Origin of the sequence: Natrialba aegyptia DSM 13077, assembly GCF_000337535.1 — an archaeon.
Classification (GTDB): Archaea; Halobacteriota; Halobacteria; order Halobacteriales; family Natrialbaceae; genus Natrialba; species Natrialba aegyptia.
On record NZ_AOIP01000029.1, the window covers coordinates 105815 to 123342 of the forward strand.

General features: G+C 61.3%; 20 protein-coding genes and 2 pseudogenes. 12 read left to right on the top strand and 10 right to left on the bottom strand.

Going from position 1 to position 17528, the window contains the following annotated elements:
- Positions 1 to 12: 12 nt before the first annotated feature.
- Positions 13 to 297 carry a DUF7533 family protein gene (locus C480_RS10995; RefSeq protein WP_006665686.1) on the bottom strand — a complete coding sequence of 95 codons (285 nt, stop codon included), beginning with the start codon at positions 295 to 297 and terminating at the stop codon, positions 13 to 15.
- 112 nt (positions 298 to 409) lie between these two features.
- On the opposite strand from C480_RS10995, the gene C480_RS11000 reads away from it, so the two are divergent.
- Positions 410 to 1075, top strand: coding sequence for a riboflavin synthase (locus C480_RS11000; protein WP_006665687.1), 666 nt, complete (start codon positions 410 to 412; stop codon positions 1073 to 1075).
- 60 nt (positions 1076 to 1135) lie between these two features.
- Here the strand turns inward: C480_RS11000 and C480_RS11005 are convergent, their stop codons facing one another.
- Together C480_RS11005 and C480_RS11010 are read right to left on the bottom strand one after the other, a co-directional pair.
- On the bottom strand, positions 1136 to 1687 hold the full coding sequence (locus tag C480_RS11005) for an HD domain-containing protein (protein WP_006665688.1): 552 nt from the start codon (positions 1685 to 1687) through the stop codon (positions 1136 to 1138).
- Between the two features lie 58 nt (positions 1688 to 1745).
- Positions 1746 to 2771, bottom strand: a complete 1026-nt coding sequence (locus C480_RS11010; protein WP_006665689.1) for a PrsW family intramembrane metalloprotease — start codon at positions 2769 to 2771, stop codon at positions 1746 to 1748.
- A gap of 120 nt (positions 2772 to 2891) precedes the next feature.
- Here C480_RS11010 and C480_RS11015 point away from each other — a divergent pair, with 120 nt between their 5' ends.
- The 3 genes from C480_RS11015 (at position 2892) to C480_RS11025 (ending at position 5096) form a co-directional block, all read left to right on the top strand.
- Positions 2892 to 3065 (top strand): hypothetical protein, encoded by a 174-nt coding sequence (locus C480_RS11015; RefSeq protein ID WP_241433818.1) that lies wholly within the window; start codon positions 2892 to 2894, stop codon positions 3063 to 3065.
- Positions 3066 to 3166: 101 nt separating this feature from the next.
- Entirely contained in the window at positions 3167 to 3550 is a 384-nt protein-coding gene (locus C480_RS11020; RefSeq protein ID WP_006665691.1) for a DUF7532 family protein, read from the top strand.
- Positions 3551 to 3629: 79 nt separating this feature from the next.
- On the top strand, positions 3630 to 5096 hold the full coding sequence (locus C480_RS11025) for a DUF402 domain-containing protein (protein ID WP_006665692.1): 1467 nt from the start codon (positions 3630 to 3632) through the stop codon (positions 5094 to 5096).
- Positions 5097 to 5136: 40 nt separating this feature from the next.
- On the opposite strand, the gene C480_RS11030 is transcribed toward C480_RS11025, so the two are convergent.
- The 3 genes from C480_RS11030 to C480_RS11040 all read right to left on the bottom strand — a co-directional run bounded on the left by C480_RS11030 (position 5137) and on the right by C480_RS11040 (position 7993).
- Positions 5137 to 5607 carry an NUDIX hydrolase gene (locus tag C480_RS11030; RefSeq protein ID WP_006665693.1) on the bottom strand — a complete coding sequence of 157 codons (471 nt, stop codon included), beginning with the start codon at positions 5605 to 5607 and terminating at the stop codon, positions 5137 to 5139.
- Positions 5608 to 5759: 152 nt separating this feature from the next.
- Positions 5760 to 6746, bottom strand: coding sequence for a bile acid:sodium symporter family protein (locus tag C480_RS11035; RefSeq protein WP_006665694.1), 987 nt, complete (start codon positions 6744 to 6746; stop codon positions 5760 to 5762).
- A gap of 140 nt (positions 6747 to 6886) precedes the next feature.
- Positions 6887 to 7993, bottom strand: a complete 1107-nt coding sequence (locus tag C480_RS11040) for an aldo/keto reductase (RefSeq protein ID WP_006665695.1) — start codon at positions 7991 to 7993, stop codon at positions 6887 to 6889.
- Positions 7994 to 8400: 407 nt separating this feature from the next.
- Here C480_RS11040 and C480_RS23025 point away from each other — a divergent pair, with 407 nt between their 5' ends.
- The 5 genes and pseudogenes from C480_RS23025 (at position 8401) to C480_RS11055 (ending at position 11319) form a co-directional block, all read left to right on the top strand.
- Positions 8401 to 8787: a twin-arginine translocation signal domain-containing protein gene (locus C480_RS23025; RefSeq protein ID WP_152424048.1), complete on the top strand. Its 387-nt coding sequence runs from the start codon at positions 8401 to 8403 to the stop codon at positions 8785 to 8787.
- A 251-nt stretch (positions 8788 to 9038) separates the two neighbouring features.
- A pseudogene (locus C480_RS24225) lies at positions 9039 to 9483 on the top strand (hypothetical protein); the annotation flags it as partial.
- Positions 9484 to 9641: 158 nt separating this feature from the next.
- Positions 9642 to 9851, top strand: a complete 210-nt coding sequence (locus C480_RS11045) for a hypothetical protein (RefSeq protein WP_006665696.1) — start codon at positions 9642 to 9644, stop codon at positions 9849 to 9851.
- Positions 9852 to 9977: 126 nt separating this feature from the next.
- The gene (locus C480_RS11050; protein ID WP_006665697.1) at positions 9978 to 10877 is read left to right on the top strand and encodes an acyltransferase; all 900 of its coding nucleotides are present in this window, start codon (positions 9978 to 9980) and stop codon (positions 10875 to 10877) included.
- Between the two features lie 100 nt (positions 10878 to 10977).
- Positions 10978 to 11319 carry a DUF7577 domain-containing protein gene (locus C480_RS11055; protein ID WP_049903591.1) on the top strand — a complete coding sequence of 114 codons (342 nt, stop codon included), beginning with the start codon at positions 10978 to 10980 and terminating at the stop codon, positions 11317 to 11319.
- Between the two features lie 84 nt (positions 11320 to 11403).
- Here C480_RS11055 and C480_RS11060 read toward each other — a convergent pair.
- Positions 11404 to 12247, bottom strand: a pseudogene (locus C480_RS11060) (hypothetical protein).
- Between the two features lie 325 nt (positions 12248 to 12572).
- On the opposite strand from C480_RS11060, the gene C480_RS11065 reads away from it, so the two are divergent.
- On the top strand, positions 12573 to 12824 hold the full coding sequence (locus C480_RS11065; RefSeq protein WP_006665699.1) for a hypothetical protein: 252 nt from the start codon (positions 12573 to 12575) through the stop codon (positions 12822 to 12824).
- 41 nt (positions 12825 to 12865) lie between these two features.
- Here C480_RS11065 and C480_RS11070 read toward each other — a convergent pair whose 3' ends face one another.
- Positions 12866 to 13654: a helix-turn-helix transcriptional regulator gene (locus tag C480_RS11070; RefSeq protein WP_006665700.1), complete on the bottom strand. Its 789-nt coding sequence runs from the start codon at positions 13652 to 13654 to the stop codon at positions 12866 to 12868.
- A 188-nt stretch (positions 13655 to 13842) separates the two neighbouring features.
- A complete protein-coding gene (gene prf1, locus C480_RS11075; RefSeq protein ID WP_006665701.1) occupies positions 13843 to 15102 on the bottom strand; it encodes a peptide chain release factor aRF-1 in 1260 nt (419 codons plus the stop codon).
- 237 nt (positions 15103 to 15339) lie between these two features.
- Between prf1 and C480_RS11080 the strand changes: the two genes are divergently transcribed.
- Positions 15340 to 16242, top strand: coding sequence for a MinD/ParA family ATP-binding protein (locus C480_RS11080; protein ID WP_006665702.1), 903 nt, complete (start codon positions 15340 to 15342; stop codon positions 16240 to 16242).
- Positions 16243 to 16582: 340 nt separating this feature from the next.
- The gene (locus C480_RS11085; RefSeq protein WP_006665703.1) at positions 16583 to 17104 is read left to right on the top strand and encodes a hypothetical protein; all 522 of its coding nucleotides are present in this window, start codon (positions 16583 to 16585) and stop codon (positions 17102 to 17104) included.
- A gap of 156 nt (positions 17105 to 17260) precedes the next feature.
- Here the strand turns inward: C480_RS11085 and C480_RS11090 are convergent.
- The coding region (locus C480_RS11090; RefSeq protein WP_006665704.1) for a DALR anticodon-binding domain-containing protein at positions 17261 to 17528 on the bottom strand (268 nt) is incomplete at its 5' end.

Below are 17528 nucleotides of genomic sequence, written 5' to 3' on the forward strand. Positions count from 1 at the left end.
CGAACCGTCCGACTAGCGCCCGTTCGCGGTATCAGTCGTCTCCGTCTCGCTCTCATCGTCTGTCGACTCCGGATCCGTAACAATCGATCCGACGACGCGGCTGGCAACGAGTTCGGGAATGTCCGACGGCATCGTTATCCATCGTTCGACGACGACGAGTCCGGCGGCCAACCCGAGCAAGATCACGCCCGTAGTCGGGTCGCCGCGGACGAGGGCGAACTCGAGTCCGGCGAGTGCGGCGGGAATCGCCAGGACGAGGACGCCCGCGAGCTTGATCGTATCGAGGATGCCGGCCATTGCGCCGTGCTACGGTGGGTGTCATCAAAAGGTCGACGACTGCGATCTATCACAGATGTGGGATGGATGACGGTATCGGAACGGATTTAGGAGTCGACTGGCACCTTCGAGTATGTTCACGGGAATCGTCGAAGAGACCGGGACGATCGTCGGACGGGAGCAAACTGCCGACGGCCTCCGGCTTCGGATCGCCGCCGACGAGGTCGCTACCGGCCTCGAACACGGACAGAGTATCAGCGTTAGCGGCGTCTGTCTCACGGTCGAACGCTACGAGGCGGGCGCGTGGTTCGAGGTCTTTCTCGCGACCGAGACCGTCGACCGATCCTATCTCAGTGAACTCGAGGAGGGTGACGCGGTTAATTTAGAGCGAGCGATGCTGGCAGACGGGCGATTCGACGGTCACGTCGTGCAGGGTCACGTCGATGCGGTCGCGACGATTTCGGGGATCGAATCCGTAGCGGAAAGCGAAGCACCACGTGCTTCGGACGAACCGACCGGTGACGACCCGGGCGGTGACTGGTTCTTCGAGTTCGAACTCCCCGACGGGTACGGTCAGTACGTCGTCGAGAAGGGGTCGATCACGCTCGACGGAATCAGCCTGACCGTCGCCGATTTGGAGCGCGACGAGGACGGCCGTGCGCGGGTGACGGTTGCGATCATTCCGACGACCTACGAGTTCACGACGCTGTCGGAGAAGGCGGTCGGCGACCCGATACACCTGGAGGTCGATGTGCTCGCGAAGTACGTCGAGCGGTTGCTCGAGTCGCGATTCGAGTAACGTTGCTGGCGTGTGGTGATGCGGTGGTGAGTGCGGTCGCATCGGGACCGGTCTGTTCTCTCAGACGGTTCGGAGGTCGTCAGTCGCCCGAGAGCGGATGGCGGCCGCCGCGACCTCGTCGGCCCGCCTGACGAGTTCGGCTTCGATCGTCGCCGGTTCGACCGCGGTTCGACTCGTGTGCGAGAGGACGATGTGGGCGAGTTCGATCGGCAAGTCCGCCCGAGCGACGACGTGGACGCCGTAGTAGGGGTGTCCGAGGAGGCCGTAGACGGCCGTCTCGTCCATGCCGTTGAACTCGGCGAGTTTGCTCACGTCGTGGACGAGTGCGCCTGCGATGACCGTATCCAGCGAGAGGGGAAGCGCTCGCCGCTCCAGGAGGGTCTCTGCGAACGCGACGGCGCAGGCGGTCACGTCTCGTACGTGGTCGACCAGGAACTCGTTCCGGAGACCCAGTTCGCGCTGTGTCGGTGGCAGCCAGGGGATTGTGGTGAGGTCGTCGATCTCGTTTTCCGCGATAGCTGTCGTCCAGGCATCGACGACCCGGGCCCGCAGGTCGTCGTCTTCGATAGTATCGAGTTCGGGGAATGCCGTCCGGACCGTGTCTTCGCTCATGCGCGAGTCATCGGGCCGCGGTGTAAAAGCACGGTTGTTGCGTCGAGGGGCGGCGGGACTATCGCTGTGGTGGCTCGAACTCGGTCAGTTCGGACCGCGGCGCAGGTGCCATGTCTTCCCTGACGTCCCGATAGTGCCGGCGGTAGCGGGAGAGTTTCCGGTAGAGGAAGTAGCCGGCACCGAGGTTGTACGCGATGACGTAGCCGAGAAACGCCAGGCCGAAGCCGACGGGGAGGACGGCGGCGATGAGGTCGGGAACGATGCCGACGGTGACGTTGTAAGTAGCGTGGATGAACGCCGCGATAAGGAGGCCCTTGACGACGAGTGGCCCGGCGTATTTGGGATTGAATTTCGCGAGGCCGAGGTAGTAGCCGGCGATGGCGGAGTAGATGACGTGTCCGGGACCGACGAGTGCGCGGAGGGCCGTGATGCTGGTCGCCGCGGCGGTCGGGCCGAGTCCGGTCTGGGATTGGGCCTGAATTTCGGCGACCGTGCTGGCGATGTAGGTCGCGTTTTCGATCGCCGCGAAGCCGAGGCCGGCGACCGCGCCGTAGACCGCGCCGACGATGACGGCGTCGAAGGTGTCCCGGCGATAGGCGAAGACGCGGACGGCGAGGAGTTTGACGGTTTCTTCGACCGGACCGACGATCAGGTAGAAAAAGAGGATCGTTCCGATTCCCGGAATCGCCCGGACCCAAAGCCCGACGGTCGAGTTCACGAGGGCGGCGAACGCGGTAAAGAGGACGGCGAGGACGAACGTGGCGACGAGGACGCCGAGCGGTTCGTTGGTCGTGATATCCGAGTACCAGATGAACGCCGCGAGGACGGCTGCGGGGATGATCGAGAGGCCGAAGAAGACGGCTATCGACGGGTCTTCGCTGACGAGAACGGCCGGTTGGACGAGGACGAACAGGGTGATCGCAGTGGCGACGATGAGGACGATCGCGCGGAGGCCGTAGTTAAGCCCGTTGTAGACCGAGTAGGCGAGCCGGTCGGTGACTGACCGCGGCTCCCACGTCGAGATATCGTACAGATCCTCCGACTCGTCGGCTGCTCGTTCGACTGGGTCACGCCTCCGTTGCATGAGCGGGGATACAACGGCCGGTCCGGTAAGCGTTCGCCGTCAGGGATCCTAGTATGATATTGAGTCTCATGTTCGTATAAGGGCGATGTTTATGCTGGTCCACCGGCCATGACCGATACCATGTACAATGCACGTCGCGGCATCCACTACACTGCCCCGCCGGATCCGGACGGGGAACGCGATGACGACGACACGACAGCCACCGTCGGTCGCGAGCGGACGGACCCCGCCACCGCCGGTCGGTCTCGGTCGGACACCGCCGACACACCGGAGTCGGCTCCTGCCGACGACTGACGATCGACAGCTACTGCCCGCCGACTGAGTCAAACCTTCAGTAGTCTGTTACACGAGACGGACTCGGAATCCACAAAGGCCTGCCGTCCGAACGGGCCGGTATGCACTTCGACCAGCGAACGCAGCAGGCACTGCGGGCAGTCGGTCTCGACACCGACGACCTCCGGGCGGCGTCCGACGCCGTCGTCGAGGCCGTCGAGGAGGACGCGAGGACACTGGAAGCGTTTTTCGACGAGCACGACACCGTCTACTCCGACATAGACATGGCTCACTCGGCCTCTGACTACCCCGAACACACGGTCGAGTTCATCGACATCACGACGCACGCAGCCGAGATGCGCGGCTGGCTCCGGTTCGATACGTGGGGCGTCTACGTCGAGGATGGGCGTGTACTCGACGCGGAGAGCGAGTACGTCGAGTTGACGCTCGGGCCGACGATCAACGGCCGCGTTCGGTTCGCGGCGGACCGCGAGACGCTGCGGTGATCGTCGTGGTCGCAGCTGCGATGTCCGTGACTGCGGTTGCCCGTATTGCGACCGACGCGACGGCGGGGGCTCGCTTTCGATGACCGAGACGGCGGTTCGCGTTCGCGGCATCTACACCACGGCAGTAACGCATCTGCTCGAGGACGCGGGTGGAAACGACTCCGAGAACGAGTGCAGGGTCGTCCAGGCGTCCGAGCCGATCCGCGAACGCTTCGCACAGTCGTTCGACGCCGCGCCGGCGGACGTGGCGATCGAGACGACTCGAGACAGACAGGGGCTGTCGGTGTCTGGCGACGGCGATGCCGTCGACCACGTTGCTGACACGCTCACGGTCGGGATCGATACCTTCCGGTGGACTGCGACCGTTCCCCGCGGAGCCGTCTTCGACGCCGAAGTGATCGACGCCGCTGGCGGCAGCGGTGCCGTCGTCGACCTCGGCGACGGTCGCCGCGGCTACCTGAATTACGACGACGTCGACGGCTACGTCGACACCGGAAACCGCTACCGGGTACAGGTCACGGAACCCGCTCCGCCGTGGGCCGACGACGAGCCGCGGGTCACCCCGACCCGCGCCGTTCGTAGCGGTCTCGGAACCCTCTCGCGGGATCGGACCGGCGTTTCGGCCGCACTCCGGGGCGAGCGCGCCGACGAACTCGTCGGCATGACCGACCTGCTCTCCGCGGACGTACCAGATGGCTGGGGACTCCGCTGGCATCACGCCGCCGCCGACGCGGATCTCGCAGCGATGGAAGCCGGCCTCGAACGCCTCGTCGAACGCGCCCGCGACCTCGAAACTGAACTCGCCGACGCACCAGCCGAACCCGGTGAGCCGGGACTGCTCGCCGCCCCTCGAACGACCGCGTGGCTCTGGTTCGGCCGGCAATCCCGGTTCGCCCTGGACGACGCCCGCCGCGCCGTCGAAACGACGATGCCGGGCCACCACCGGACCAAGGCCGCCGACAGGGCGGCGAGTTCAGCCGTGGACTTCGCGGAAGCGATCTGTGGCTCGGTCGCGGGTGACTTAGACGCGGACACGGACGGCGCGTTCCCCTTCGACGCCGTCGCTCGCCAGTTCGGTCCCGTCTCGGGCGACCGACTCGAAATCGGCCACGGCAAACCCGACGGGAGGCGCATCTCGCTCGGGTACGGCGACGTGACCGACTGGGACCCCGAGGGAAAACTCACGCTCGAGCGCACGATGAGCGGCGGCGGCACCTACGACGCCCTCGGCACGCCGAAGGAAGCGGGCGACACCGCCGTCACGAAGTTCCGCGAGGGCCGCTGGTGGTATCCGACGACCTACACGGCGGCCGACGGCTCGACGAAAGGGACCTACGTCAACGTCTGCACGCCGGTCGAACTCTTCCCCGAAACGGTCCGCTACGTCGACCTCTACGTCGACGTGATCCGTACCCCTGACGGCACCGTCGACATCGTCGACGAAGCCGAACTCGAGGCCGCAGTCGCCGACGGTCACGTCTCTCCCGAACTCGAAGAGAAGGCCAAAACCGTCGCGGCGGCCGTCAAGCGGGCGCTTTCGACGTAGTGTGTACTTGGCACAGGGCCATAGCAACGAGCGAGGCGCGTCAATCCGAGGCCGCTGCGAGTTCAGCGTTGCGTTCGCCGGCCCGGTCGGGCAGTGGGAGCAACTGCACGTAATCGTCGAGGTCGAGTGCGAACTCGCGGGCGGTCGACGGGTGAATCCAGTAGAGTTCGAACTCGGCACCGTGTTCGTCGCCGCCGTCGGTGACGGTGTGGGTCCATCGATCGCGCGGTTCGTAGACGGTTGCGTGGAAGAAGTGGCGGACGTACCACTTCGGCGGGGAGTGTCGTCGAGTCCAGACATCGGTCGAGAGGTGTCGGGTTGCGTTGAGCGTTCCGAGGCCGCTCTCCTCGATAACTTCCCTGAAGAGGGCTTCTCGTGGGGATTCACCCGGTTCGAGTGTCCCCTTCGGGATCTGAAGGCCGTCGTGTTCCGGTCCCTCGAACACCAATAACTCGCCGGATCCGCGAGTAATGTAGGCGCACGCCTTCTGTACGTACGTGGGGTCTGCCATGCTACCACGTCTCGCAACGACCAGCGTGAAAAGCATATCTCTAAGGGGATTAAGTGAGATTAAGGAAATTCGCGCATAGGGTTATGGAGAATTCCTAGTACTGGCCATATAATTGGGTGCATGTGCTATTTTTTGGATTCATTGCCACAGTATCAATCCGCTGTTGACGCTCCATCAGCTGTCGGAACTGACGTTCCATCAGTACGCGCGAACGCCGTTGCCAGCGCCGGACCGGTGACGTTGTGCCAGACGCTGAACAGCGCCGGAATGAGGGCGGTAACGGGATCGAAAAACGCCACGGCCAGCGCGACTGCCAGGCCGCTGTTTTGCAGCCCGACCTCGAACGCGCAGGTCCGCGCTCGCTCCTCGCTCATTCCGGTCAGATGTCCGACGCCGTAACCGGCCCCGAGGCCGAGTGCGTTGTGGACGATGACGGCGAGGAAGACGACGGCGCTCGCGCTGTAGATCTCGTCGACGTTGAGACCGACGATTGCCGCGACGATGAGGACGATCGTCAGCACGCTGATCGCCGGGAAGATAGAGAGCCCTGCCTTCGCTACCGTCGGCGCATACCTATCAAGAAGCACTCGGAGGGCCAGTCCGGCGACGACCGGAATCAGGACGATCAGCAGGATCTCTTCGGCCATCGCGCTGAAGGTGACCGTGATCTCTTCGCCCGCGAGCACCACGATCCAGGCCGGCATGACGAGCGGAGCGGCGAGCGTCGTCACCGACGTGATCGTCACCGAGAGGGCAACGTCGCCCCGACCGAGGTAGGTCATCACGTTCGAGGCCGTCCCACCCGGTGCGGCCCCGAGCAGGAGGAGTCCGATGCCGAGTTCCCACGGGAGATCGAGGAGCGTAACGAGCAGATACGCGAACACCGGCATGCAGACCCACTGGGTCAGTGCACCGATAAGAACGTCCCGTGGTCGATCGAGGATTCGCCGGAAGTCCGCCGGCGTCAGCGTGAGCCCCATCCCGAGCATGATGACGCCAAGGAACAGGGCGATGTGGTCACCGAGCGGCGTGACCGTCGCCGGCGAGTACAGCGCAACGGCCGACCCGAGCAGGATCCAGACGACGAAGTACGTGCTCGTGAACTCGCCGATACGCTCTCCCAGTCGTAGCACGTTCATCGGATTGGCTCCACCCCGATAGTCATACTCACCCATGGATGTACGCGTGATGATAAATGAATCGATACCAAGCCGGAATCCCAGCAAAATCCAAGCGCTGGCCGGTCAAACCAGTACGCAGCCACAACCGCTATCGCACGTCAGTCGGCCGCAAGTTTGTCCAGTCCGGCCGACTCGATGTCAGCACCGTCGACCGACGTACGGAGGGAGTCCATGCCGTCGTCGCGGTCGATTCCGAAGTCGTTCTCGTAGAGTTCAGCGACGCGGTCCAGTTCCTCGGCGGTGAGTTTCGGAACGTCACTCGCCGCCGCCCATTCGTCGATATCATCGGTCGTCCGGAACGTCGGCGTGACGGTCGCAACGGCGTCGTGTGAGAGCAGCCACGCGATCGATGCCTGGCCCATCGTCCGCTCGCGGTCGCTTTCGTCTCGTTGCTCTTCGCTCGCTTCGCTCGCGGAGTGGGGCTCCGCGCGTTCGAGGAAGCGCAGTTTCTCGAGTTTCTCCCAGCCGGTTTCGTACCACTCGTCGGGACGGAAGCCGCGGTGGTCGCCCTCGCCGAGTTCGGTTTCTGGTGTAACCTGCTCGTTGAGGATGCCGGAGGAGTGTGGGACTCGCGGGATGAGACTCGTCTGGGAGCCGGTACGCTCGATCGTCTCGAGGAAGTGAGTGCCGACCTCCTGTTCGAGCACGTTCCACACCAACTGGACGGAGTCGAACTCGTTTTCGATGGCGAAGTCACCCTCGGCGAGCCAGCCGATCGAGGGGCCAAGCGCCAGTCCCGTGGCGTCGATCTTCCCTTCCTCTTCGAGTTCATCGAGCAGTTCGAGCACGTCGGGCGTGATCTCGTCGACGTTGGCGTTGTGGAGTTGGAGGACGTCGATCGAGTTCAGTCCGAGGCGGTCGAGGCTCTGCTCGACGGCGTCTCGGAGGTACTCGGGAGTCATCTGCTTGGGAATCTCGCCGTGTCCGGCCTGGGGATTGTTGTAGAAGTCGTAGCCGACTTTGGTCGCGATCGTCACGTCGTCGCGGACGTCGGACAGCGCCTGCCCGACCAGCTCCTCGCTGCGGCCGTGGCCGTAGACGTCGCCCGTATCGAAGTAGGTGATGCCCTGATCGACGGCGTACCGGAGCATCTCGATCGCCTCCTCCTCGGAGCGGTCGCCCCACCAGTCGGTGCCGACGGTCCACGCGCCGAACCCGACTTCGCTCACCTCGACACCGGAGTCACCGAGTTCACTGTGCTGCATGTTCGGGCCTTCGTAGCGAGGAACCTTATGGGGTACGGAACGTGCGAGCGCGGACTCCGAACTCGTTCGGGATCCTTTACCGATTGAATCCCTGACATGTATTATAGTGAATCAGATCGGTAGTAGAAATCCAAATACTATTTAGTGTTATTCCAGTAATATTATATAAATGAGAATTGTGATGTGAGAATTAGCTACTCTACTGTGAAATTTTGGGATAATGTTTTGGAGGGAATTAATTGGGACGTGAACAATGATCGATTTTATTAATAAAAGATAGTTATATATTTCCTAATCGTTATCAAACATCTCTTTATAATTGATGCCGATAAATATATCCACCAGAAATAGATACAACATATCCGTTATTGTTGAGGAGATATCAACTTGGTCCGCTATTATTATAGATGGAAATAACCAACATTCTACTTGCAATGTCGATAGAATTGAATCGACGTTCGGTCTTGAAGAAAAGCGCAGTAACAACTGTCCTCGGTGCAGGAACTCTAGGAGCAACGGGAAGTGTCTCAGCAAATAATTATTATACCCTTACAGTCTCCAATACTGGAGAGTGGGTAGACAACGTCGAATTTTTCGTTGAGAGGGGCGATTGTGGTAGTGGTGCTTTCAAACGCGTTGATGGCGCGGTAATTAACTTTGAGCCCCAAGATGACGGAGTTTTGGTTGATGGGCAACTTCTTGGGGGAGAGGAGACTGTCTTTGAACTCGAATGCTATGAGTACCCTACTAATGAGAATAACGGAGATGACATCTCCATGACAATTGAGTCCTGAAGGAAATTAGATGGTTTGTTTTTATTTGTTTCATTAGTGGATATTCGGCATTTCACTGATTAATATTCATAACTTACATAATTACTATGCGTATTTTCACTGTGAAATGTAGTATATGGTCTTCTCCATTAGAAGTAAAAATAATTAGTAAATTGTATCTAAGACCTATCTAGATAAAAGTTTGTGGAATGAATAGGTGGTGGTGAGAAGTGTCCATACAATTCGCCAACTTGCTCAGAGAGAACTTAGCCGTGGATTGTGATAGGGTTTCGGTTGCGCCGTCGCGGGTCGCGGTCAACGAGAAACAGAACAAGGTCGACAGTGAGAAAAGTGCTTGTACGCCACAACCGACACAGATGCAAAGTTACTGCTCGAAATTGACGTGTACAGCCGCCGCAGGACTGGCCCGTGACGTTCACGAGAGTGTGGCTCTCGTGCAACTCATCAGAATGCATTTGCATTCTGAAGACGGCGTTATTGCGCTGTCTTACTGAAAAACACGATCTTGACGAAACAGAGCTTCTCATCGATGCTGGCAGTTATCTGACTGCCCTCGCTCGTCATGAGTTGAACGGTCACTTCAACCACAACGGCCAAAACCGGGTTGGAAAGTGATTTCAGACAGTCTCAGTGCGGATCAACCGCTTTCATTCCTTCTGGTTGGGCAGTCCAGCCAGTGCACGCCGCTGGCTCAGATGATTCAGATACTACTACAATTGTGATCGACTGAACCAGGCACTTAATGGTCCACGCGGCTGGGGAGGTGCTAAAATAGACAGTTCCTACATAATATTAAAATTCCAATCTGGTATAATATCGAATTACTTTTTATATTGTTCCCATATGACCTATATATGATCGGCATCTGCCGAACGACGACTGGGGGATGGCTGCTCGGCGTCGTCCTCGCCGTCGTCGTGTTCCTGCCGCTTGCGCTGACCCAGTTCGAGATCAGTCCGCATCGAGTCACGCTGGGAACGGTCGTCGTCACAGCGTTGCTGCTGATCGGGACTATTTCGCTCCCGGCGCTACTGTTTGCGGAGTGGCACGGTACCGACGAGTAGTCGCGTTTCGTGGAACCGACGATCCCGAGGTCGATATCCAATGGAAAGTACCAGTAGCGAAGCAGTCTCGGCAGATTCGGCGGCACAACCGAACCCCTATCAACTCCGCGGACAATATCCCGGTGTATGACAAAGCGGTACGTCTCGCTCCCCGACGAGGCGGAGGCGGGCATGCGCGAGTTCATCGACGAGGTCGACCGACGGCTTGCAAGCGACGAGAGCACGTGTTCGGTCGTCGAGGACGTACTGATCGATCTGTCCGGTGATCGCGAGGCCTACGATCGCTGGCAAGCAGGCGAATCGGTTTCGGCGGCAGAACGGGTTCGACTGCAGAGTTACGATCCCTGTAACACGACCCTGGAGAGCGAGTACTACGCCGAGAAAGACGAAGACCTGTTTCGGCGGTCGAAGCACCTCCAGTGGCTCTGGCGGCAGTTCGATAGCCTGCCGATCGCGGACAACGTCGAGTTCGCGCTGCGGTTTCGACGGATGCTCGCGGACCACCTCTTCGAAGAGTGTGGGGAGAACTGCCGGTTCTTCAAGGGTATCTCGTTTACCTACGGCCACAACATCACCATCGGCGACAATACGATCGTTCACGACGACGTCCATCTGGACGACCGCGGGAAGTTGACCATCGGCGACCGCGTCTCGATTTCCGACGGCGTTCACATCTACAGCCACGATCACGACGTCGTCGACCAGACCGAGGTCCGAAACTACCACACGATCGTCGAAGACGACGTGCGTCTCACCTACGACTCGATGGTCCGTGCCGGCAACAAAGTCGGCGAAAACGCCATCGTCGGCGCACGCGGCGTCGTCCAACACGACGTGCCCGCCCACCACATCGCCGTCGGCATGCCCGCGACGAGCGTCAAAATCAAACCCGGCTGGGAGTCGACCGCCACCCCCATCGACGAGGCCGGCGTCAACCGTCAGGACGAGCGCCACCTTCCCTACTCGGTCCCCGACGAACTCGAGGTCTTCGACGAGTTCCGCCGCGATCTGCGGCCCCAGAACTGACTCGCGATCGGTACCGAATCGGGACCGTCCGTTCGATAGGACCGTCAGCTACTGGTGAATCGGGGAATATCCAAGTGCCTTGAGAGCCTATGTCATGGTGATGGAACGCTGGGGCTGGCTCATCGGATACGTGATCGTGTTTGCCCTTCTCCATCTGCTATTGTACTACGTCTACGTGCGCCGCGCCGACGGTGACGAGGCGAGGTCACCCTCGCTCGCCGACCCCAATCGTGGCCCCTCACACGTCTCGCGCCACGCCGATCGGTATCCCGGGAACACTGACGAATCCGGAGATGCCAGTGATGCCGGCGACCCATCGGCTCACAACACGGATCGCGAACTCGACGGGGAGACGATGCGGTGTCCCCACTGCGGGGCACAGAACGTAGCCGATCAGACGTATACGTACTGCTGGAACTGCGTGACGACGTTACGGCGGTAACACGTGGACCTGCGGGCATGGACTGTCGTCGAGATGCCGGACTCGGTTAGAGATGAGCGTGATTACGGTCAGAAGCGAGCGTGATTACGGTGATGTCGTTGACGAGTCGGTGTGGTAGCTCGTCCCGGTAGTCGCCGTCTCGCCGGCCGAGAGCGCAGTGGCCAGCGTTTCGAGGTGGTCGATACCAACGATAGCGAGGACGGCGCCGTCGTTCTCCGCGCGGATTTCGGTCAGTCGGTCGATCATACAGCGCTCGCGAGTCTCGTCTCGATAGGCGAGCGCGCTATCGTCCGTCTGGACGCTTCCGAGGAGCGCCTGGACGCTCGCGACGTGAGCGCGCTCGTGAGCAGCCTGCGTTTCCGGCGGGTCATCGAAGTCGCAGTCGTACTCGATCGGGTCGCCTCGCGTGATCGTCATCGAGGTTGCGTGTGTCAGCGTCGCCGCGATGCGACAGCGCAGTGCCTGTCTCTTATACACATCTNCCGGGCAATTCTGCCGGCGCGTCTCCGGGCCGGCCGGCGACTACTACCTCCTCGGCGTCGATTCCGACGAGTTCAGCGTCGGTGGCGGAGATTGCGGCGCTCATTTCGCCGCCGTGTGCTGGTGGGGTGTACGTCGGGGGCGTCGTATGCGGCGTGTCGGTCGAGCGATCGGGGTCGGTATCCGTCGTGGACGTACTCGAGTCGCTCGAGTCGCCGTCGCGGGCGTAGACGCGGTACAGCGGGAGGGCTGCCGGCGGGAGTTCGAGTGCGAGCACGGCGGGATCGACCGCGTCGGCAACGCGCATGACGCGGTTGATACTCGCGGGGTGGTCGTGAACGACGCCGAGGAGGTAGTAGTCGCCGGCCGGCCCGGAGACGCGCCGGCAGAATTGCCCGGTGATCCGCGGGTCGTCGACCGATTCGGGGCGAAACGGGGACTCGTCCATCGATCGAATAGTAATACGGGACTAGCGTCATAACGCTTCCGTTGTGTTCACACCGACGATAGAAGGACCTGGTTACCGTTGCAACCGAACGATTCGCTCGATGGCAAGCGAGCGTAGGAGGTGGGTACACGCCGACCCTTGTCCAGTAACTACACCTTACTGTCGCGTTGCAGTATAACGGTTCAGTGGGCCAGCATGACGGTTTGGGCGATTTATTGTCCTCGTTTTCCTCCGTGGTGATGGGCTGCGAACGCCGGGGCGACAGTGCGCTAGCACTCGCCGTATAGCTACTGACGCCCAACCCGGCACTCCACTGCTCACTGCTATGACTCAGGACGCTCACACGCTCACGGCCGCCGACAAGGGAAAACGTGTGTTGAATATCGACGGGACGGAAGTCGGCCGGATCGTCGCCGTCGAGGACGGGCGCGGCTACGTCGATCCCGAACCAACGATCACGAAAACGATCAAGTCGAAACTCGGCTGGGGCGATATAACCGAGAGCGCCCACCCGCTTGACGAGGGAAGCATCGAGGAGATCACCGACGACGCCGTTCGACTTCGCGGGACGCTGTAAGCGTGTGCTGTCGACTACTGACCGCCATCAGTCGGCCGCCGTTACTCCGGCGGTGACACCGATCTCGCAGCCGAACGCACCTCCCGAAAGACGGACTCCCCCCACTCGAACGCCGCCCGCGTATCGTTGCTGATCACCCCCTGTATCTCCGTCCGTTCGTTCAACACGAAGACGAACACGTACTGCGCATCCGATTGCTCGATAAGCGTCAATTCGTACGGTATCGACTCGATCGCGTACATGTCGAACGCTCCCTCCGTCGCAGAACTGCGCACCTGCTCGGGATACTCCGCGAAAAGAAACTCCGCGAGATCCTCGGTGAAAATCGCCTCAACAGTGAGGTCCTCTTCGACAGTTCGCTCGTACAAGCGCATCCGCGTCGCCGGAATCCGCTCCGCCGCAGCAAACCCTCGAACCCGAGTCGCCGTCTCGAAGCGCGAAACGAGTTCCTGAAGCGGTTCGATCGGCGCATGTGGCTTCACCTCGTACGTCCGTGCATCGTCCAGCAACGTCGTCGACAGCGGTGCTTCTGCCGGCACGTGTCGCAGTAGACTCCCGCTCTCTTCGATCGCCGTAAACGCCTGCTCCACCCGTCGATACTCCGACAGTGCCAGTCGTCCCCCCGCAGTCAGCTGATACCCCACCTCCGTCCGCGCGATGAACTCGAGGGACTCGAGTTCACGAATCGCACGATCGATCGTCGAACGGGAGCACGCGAGCGCTTCGACGAGGTCGCGTTTGTACTGTGGCTGGTCGGCGAGCGCCGCGAGTAGCTCCGTTCGGCGAATGACCGTCCGAACGACATCGTCGGTCGGGTTCGACTGGTGCATCGAAAACGACGTTTGCGTTCTCCCGCTCGGGAGCCAAGAGCGTACTGGCCGTTACGAACGTTGCCAGTGCGACAAACGTGTGCCGGTTCGTCCACAAAGGTTCGTCCACGGGGGTTCGTCCACGGAGGCGACCGAAGAGACAAACGCAGTCGCAACCGGAAGGACGATGGGAGGGAGAAAGGGGAGATTTACACGCCGGTCGAGTACCGGAGGATACCGGCGAAGCCGCCGAACGCGTTGTACAACTGCTCGCCCTTCTCGAAGTCGGTCGAGATGAACTTGGTCTCGGTGCCGCGCTGCTCGGCGATCTGGATAAGGTGGTCGATCGCGTCTTCGCGGTCCTCTTCGGTCGCCTCGATATCGGTTCCGCACTCGCTACAGGTGTGCTCGGGGGTGGCCTTGCGCCGGTCGATCACCTCGCGGTCGGTGTTGCCACACTCCCCGCACTCGTAGGTGATGACGTCCTTTCGCAGATCCTCGCTGATCAGCAGCCGGTCGACCGCCCCCATCATCAGATTCTGCCGGGTCTGGTCGAACCCGTAGGTAGCGAGGTCGCCCGCGTTGAGTTCCTCGAAGAACTCCTCCATCTGCTTTTTGTCCTTCATCACCTCGGCGTCGGCCAGCGCGTCCTCCGCGTTGTCGACGAGGTCGTACAGCCCCGACTCGTCGGTGTAGGCCACGTCGAACTTGCCGATCACGTTGTCCTGAATCTCGTGATGGAGGTAATCGCCGTCCAAGAACTCGTCTTTCGTCGGCGAGGGTCCGCCGACGAGGATGCCGTCGAGTTCGTGGCGCTTGGGAACGAACAGGTCGTTTGCCATCCCGGCGACTTCCTGATAGAAGTTGTCGATCGCTTCGAGGCGCAGGCGGGCGAATCGCTGGGCTGACTGGCCACCCTTTCGCTGCTTGCCGGGGACGAGCGAGGAGGCGGACTTGACCGGTTCGACGCGCTTGCCGCGCAGCCAGCCGACGTTCGCCTCGCGCCGGTCTAAGACGATCAGGCCGTAGAGGCCCTTGTCCGCGAGCATCTGCTCTAGTGGTTCCGTGAGGAAATCGGAGTCGCAGTGATAGCGGAACGACTCGATCGGTTGTGGCGGGCTCTCGAGGACGCGAGTGACCATCTCGGTCTGTCCACCGCCGGAGTCGACCGCCCCGGAGAACAAGACGACGCCGTTTTCCGGCGGGTAGGTATCGAAGTACCGAAGGCGGTCCTTGATGCTCGTCAGCGCGTCCTGGACGGCCGTTCGAGTCTGCTTGGACTTGATGTTTGCCGCCTCGCTGTGTTCCTGCGTGACGTGCTGAACGACGTCACTGATCTGTCTATCGTCGGGGATATAGATCGTGACGAGTTGTGTCCCGGAGCCATCGTAATCCTTGAGATCCTCGATGACCTTCCGGAACTCGTATTTCTTCCGGTCGGATTGCTCCCGTTCTCCCTCCTGGCTCATTATCCATACAAAGCGGAGCTGCGGGTAAGTATTCTTTGACACGCACCCGGCCGTATGCGGGACAGTACCGGGAAACAGCCCGCTATACGACGCTGATTCGGTGGCGGGTCGTGATGGGCCGCTGTGAATTCGACGGTGGCCGGGACGGATCGCTGTGGATTCGACGGGAGTCACGGGCGGTCCGCTGTGGTGACGATTTAAGGTGTTCCCGTTCCACTGTCCGGACAGTAATCGAATATGTCTCACGAGACGGTATATTCCATCGCGAGCGGGAAAGGCGGCGTCGGGAAAACGACGACGACGGTTAATCTGGGAACCGCGCTCGCACAGGCGGGCAAGCGCGTCGCCATCGTCGACGTCGACCTCGGCATGGCGAACCTGGCCGGATTCGTCAGCCTCACCCCCGACTCGACGACACTCCACGACGTACTGGCCGACAACGCATCAGTCGAGGACGCAACCTACCGACTGGCGGAGAACATCGTCGCCGTCCCGAGCGGCATCGGCTTGGACGAGTACGCAGAGACCTCGCCGGAGGGCTTGCGCGAAGTCGTCTCCGAACTCCGGTCGACGTACGACTACGTCCTCCTCGATGTCGGCGCTGGCATCAGCCACGAAACCGTTCTCCCGCTCGGGCTCGCAGACGCCGTCGTGCTCGTCTCCACGCCCGAACCCGCCGCTATTCAGGACTCTCGGAAAACGATCGAACTCACCGCCCGCGCCGGCGGCACCGTCGCCGGACTCGTCCTCACTCGCACCCACCCGGGCAGCGACATCTCCCACCCCGACCTCGCCGACCGGCTCGACCTCCAGCTGCTCGAAACCATCCCCGAGGACAGCGCCGCCCGCGAGAGCGTCTACGCCGGCACCCCCCTCGTCGCCTACGAACCGAACGGCCCCGCCGCAACGGCCTACCGACACCTCGCCGCTGAACTCGCCGGCATCGAACTCGAAGGCACTGCAGGCGATACTGACGACGACAACGGCAACACCGGCGACAACGACAATACCGACACAGCCACCGCTGAAGACGCGGCTGGATCAGAAACCGAGGTCGGGAACAGCCCCGAAAGCGCCGACGAGACATCCGCTACCGATGACATCTCGAGTGCGATCACAGAAGCCGAATCGGATCACTAACGAACAAACGAATGCACGTCGCTCATCACGCGCCGCTCCCGTCGGCACAGCCATCCCGGTGATCTCGGTCGGTAGGCACTGCCTGACCCCCCGAAATCGCACCCAACACCGGCGTTCTGTTGGTTTCGATGACTACAGCCGCGACAGGACTGTTGTCGTTTTACGACTGTGTTTGGAACTGACTGATTTGGTTTCGTGAACGCCGGAATTCGCCCCTATCCGGACAGATACACGGCTCTATCCATCTATCTCCGAACCCAAATTCCCACACAATCGATTCTTCACTCAGAGAAACGGTACGAGCTAATTACTAATTCTACCCGTTCTCGATGGCTCGTCCATGGAGCGACGAAAGATCCTCCTCGGAAGTGGCGCCGCACTCGCAACCGTACTCGCAGGCTGTTCGAGTAGCGAAACAGACGAACCGAACGACGACGGCAGTTCCGACGACGGCGGTTCCGGAACCGGCGGCAACGGATCGTCGGATTCCGATCCGGACTCGGACTCGAGTTCCGACGATGTCCCCGGCTTCGATAAGGACGGGTTCGATCTCAGCAGCGACAAGCTGTCCGTCATGGAGATCAACCGAAGCGGCGGGACGGTCGATATCCTCGTGAGCACGCAGGTCACCGAGACCGAAGAACTCTACGCGGAAATCGAGAGCGTGGCCGAAGACCTCGTGACCGCGATCGTCGACCCCGAAAGGTTCAAAGCCGAGATCGATACCGTCGAGTGGATCCTCGAATACGAGGGCAGCCGAGTTGTCGGACTGTACGTCGATGTCCAGTGGGTCTTCGACTACCTCGAAGACGAAATTTCGCGCGAAGAACTGGCCGACAAGATCCGCGCGTCGGCGGACTGACCGCGGACACCCGCTATTCTGTCGGACGTGCGTGTGGGGCGACGAGAAACCTCCCACACCGCAACTCGACTCGACCCGACCGTGAGCGGTGCTGACCGGCGCGGCTGACACGACCGAGTGCGACCCACAACGCGGAACTGAAACTACAACGCCGCGCTACATCGACCGCGGCGCAGCGACGCCCAGGATCGACAGCGCGTTCGCCATCGTGTGCTTCGACGCCGCGACGAGCGCCAGCCGCGTCTCGCGAACCGCGGGATCGACGTCGTCCGCGAGCACCGGGCACTCCCGATAGAAGGCGTTGAACCGATCGGCGAACTCGCGCGTGTAGGTCGCGATCTGGTGGGGTTCGAGGTCCGCTGCTGCCTCGTCGATGACGGCCGGGAAGCGCGCAATCGTCTCGAGCCTGTCTCTTATACACATC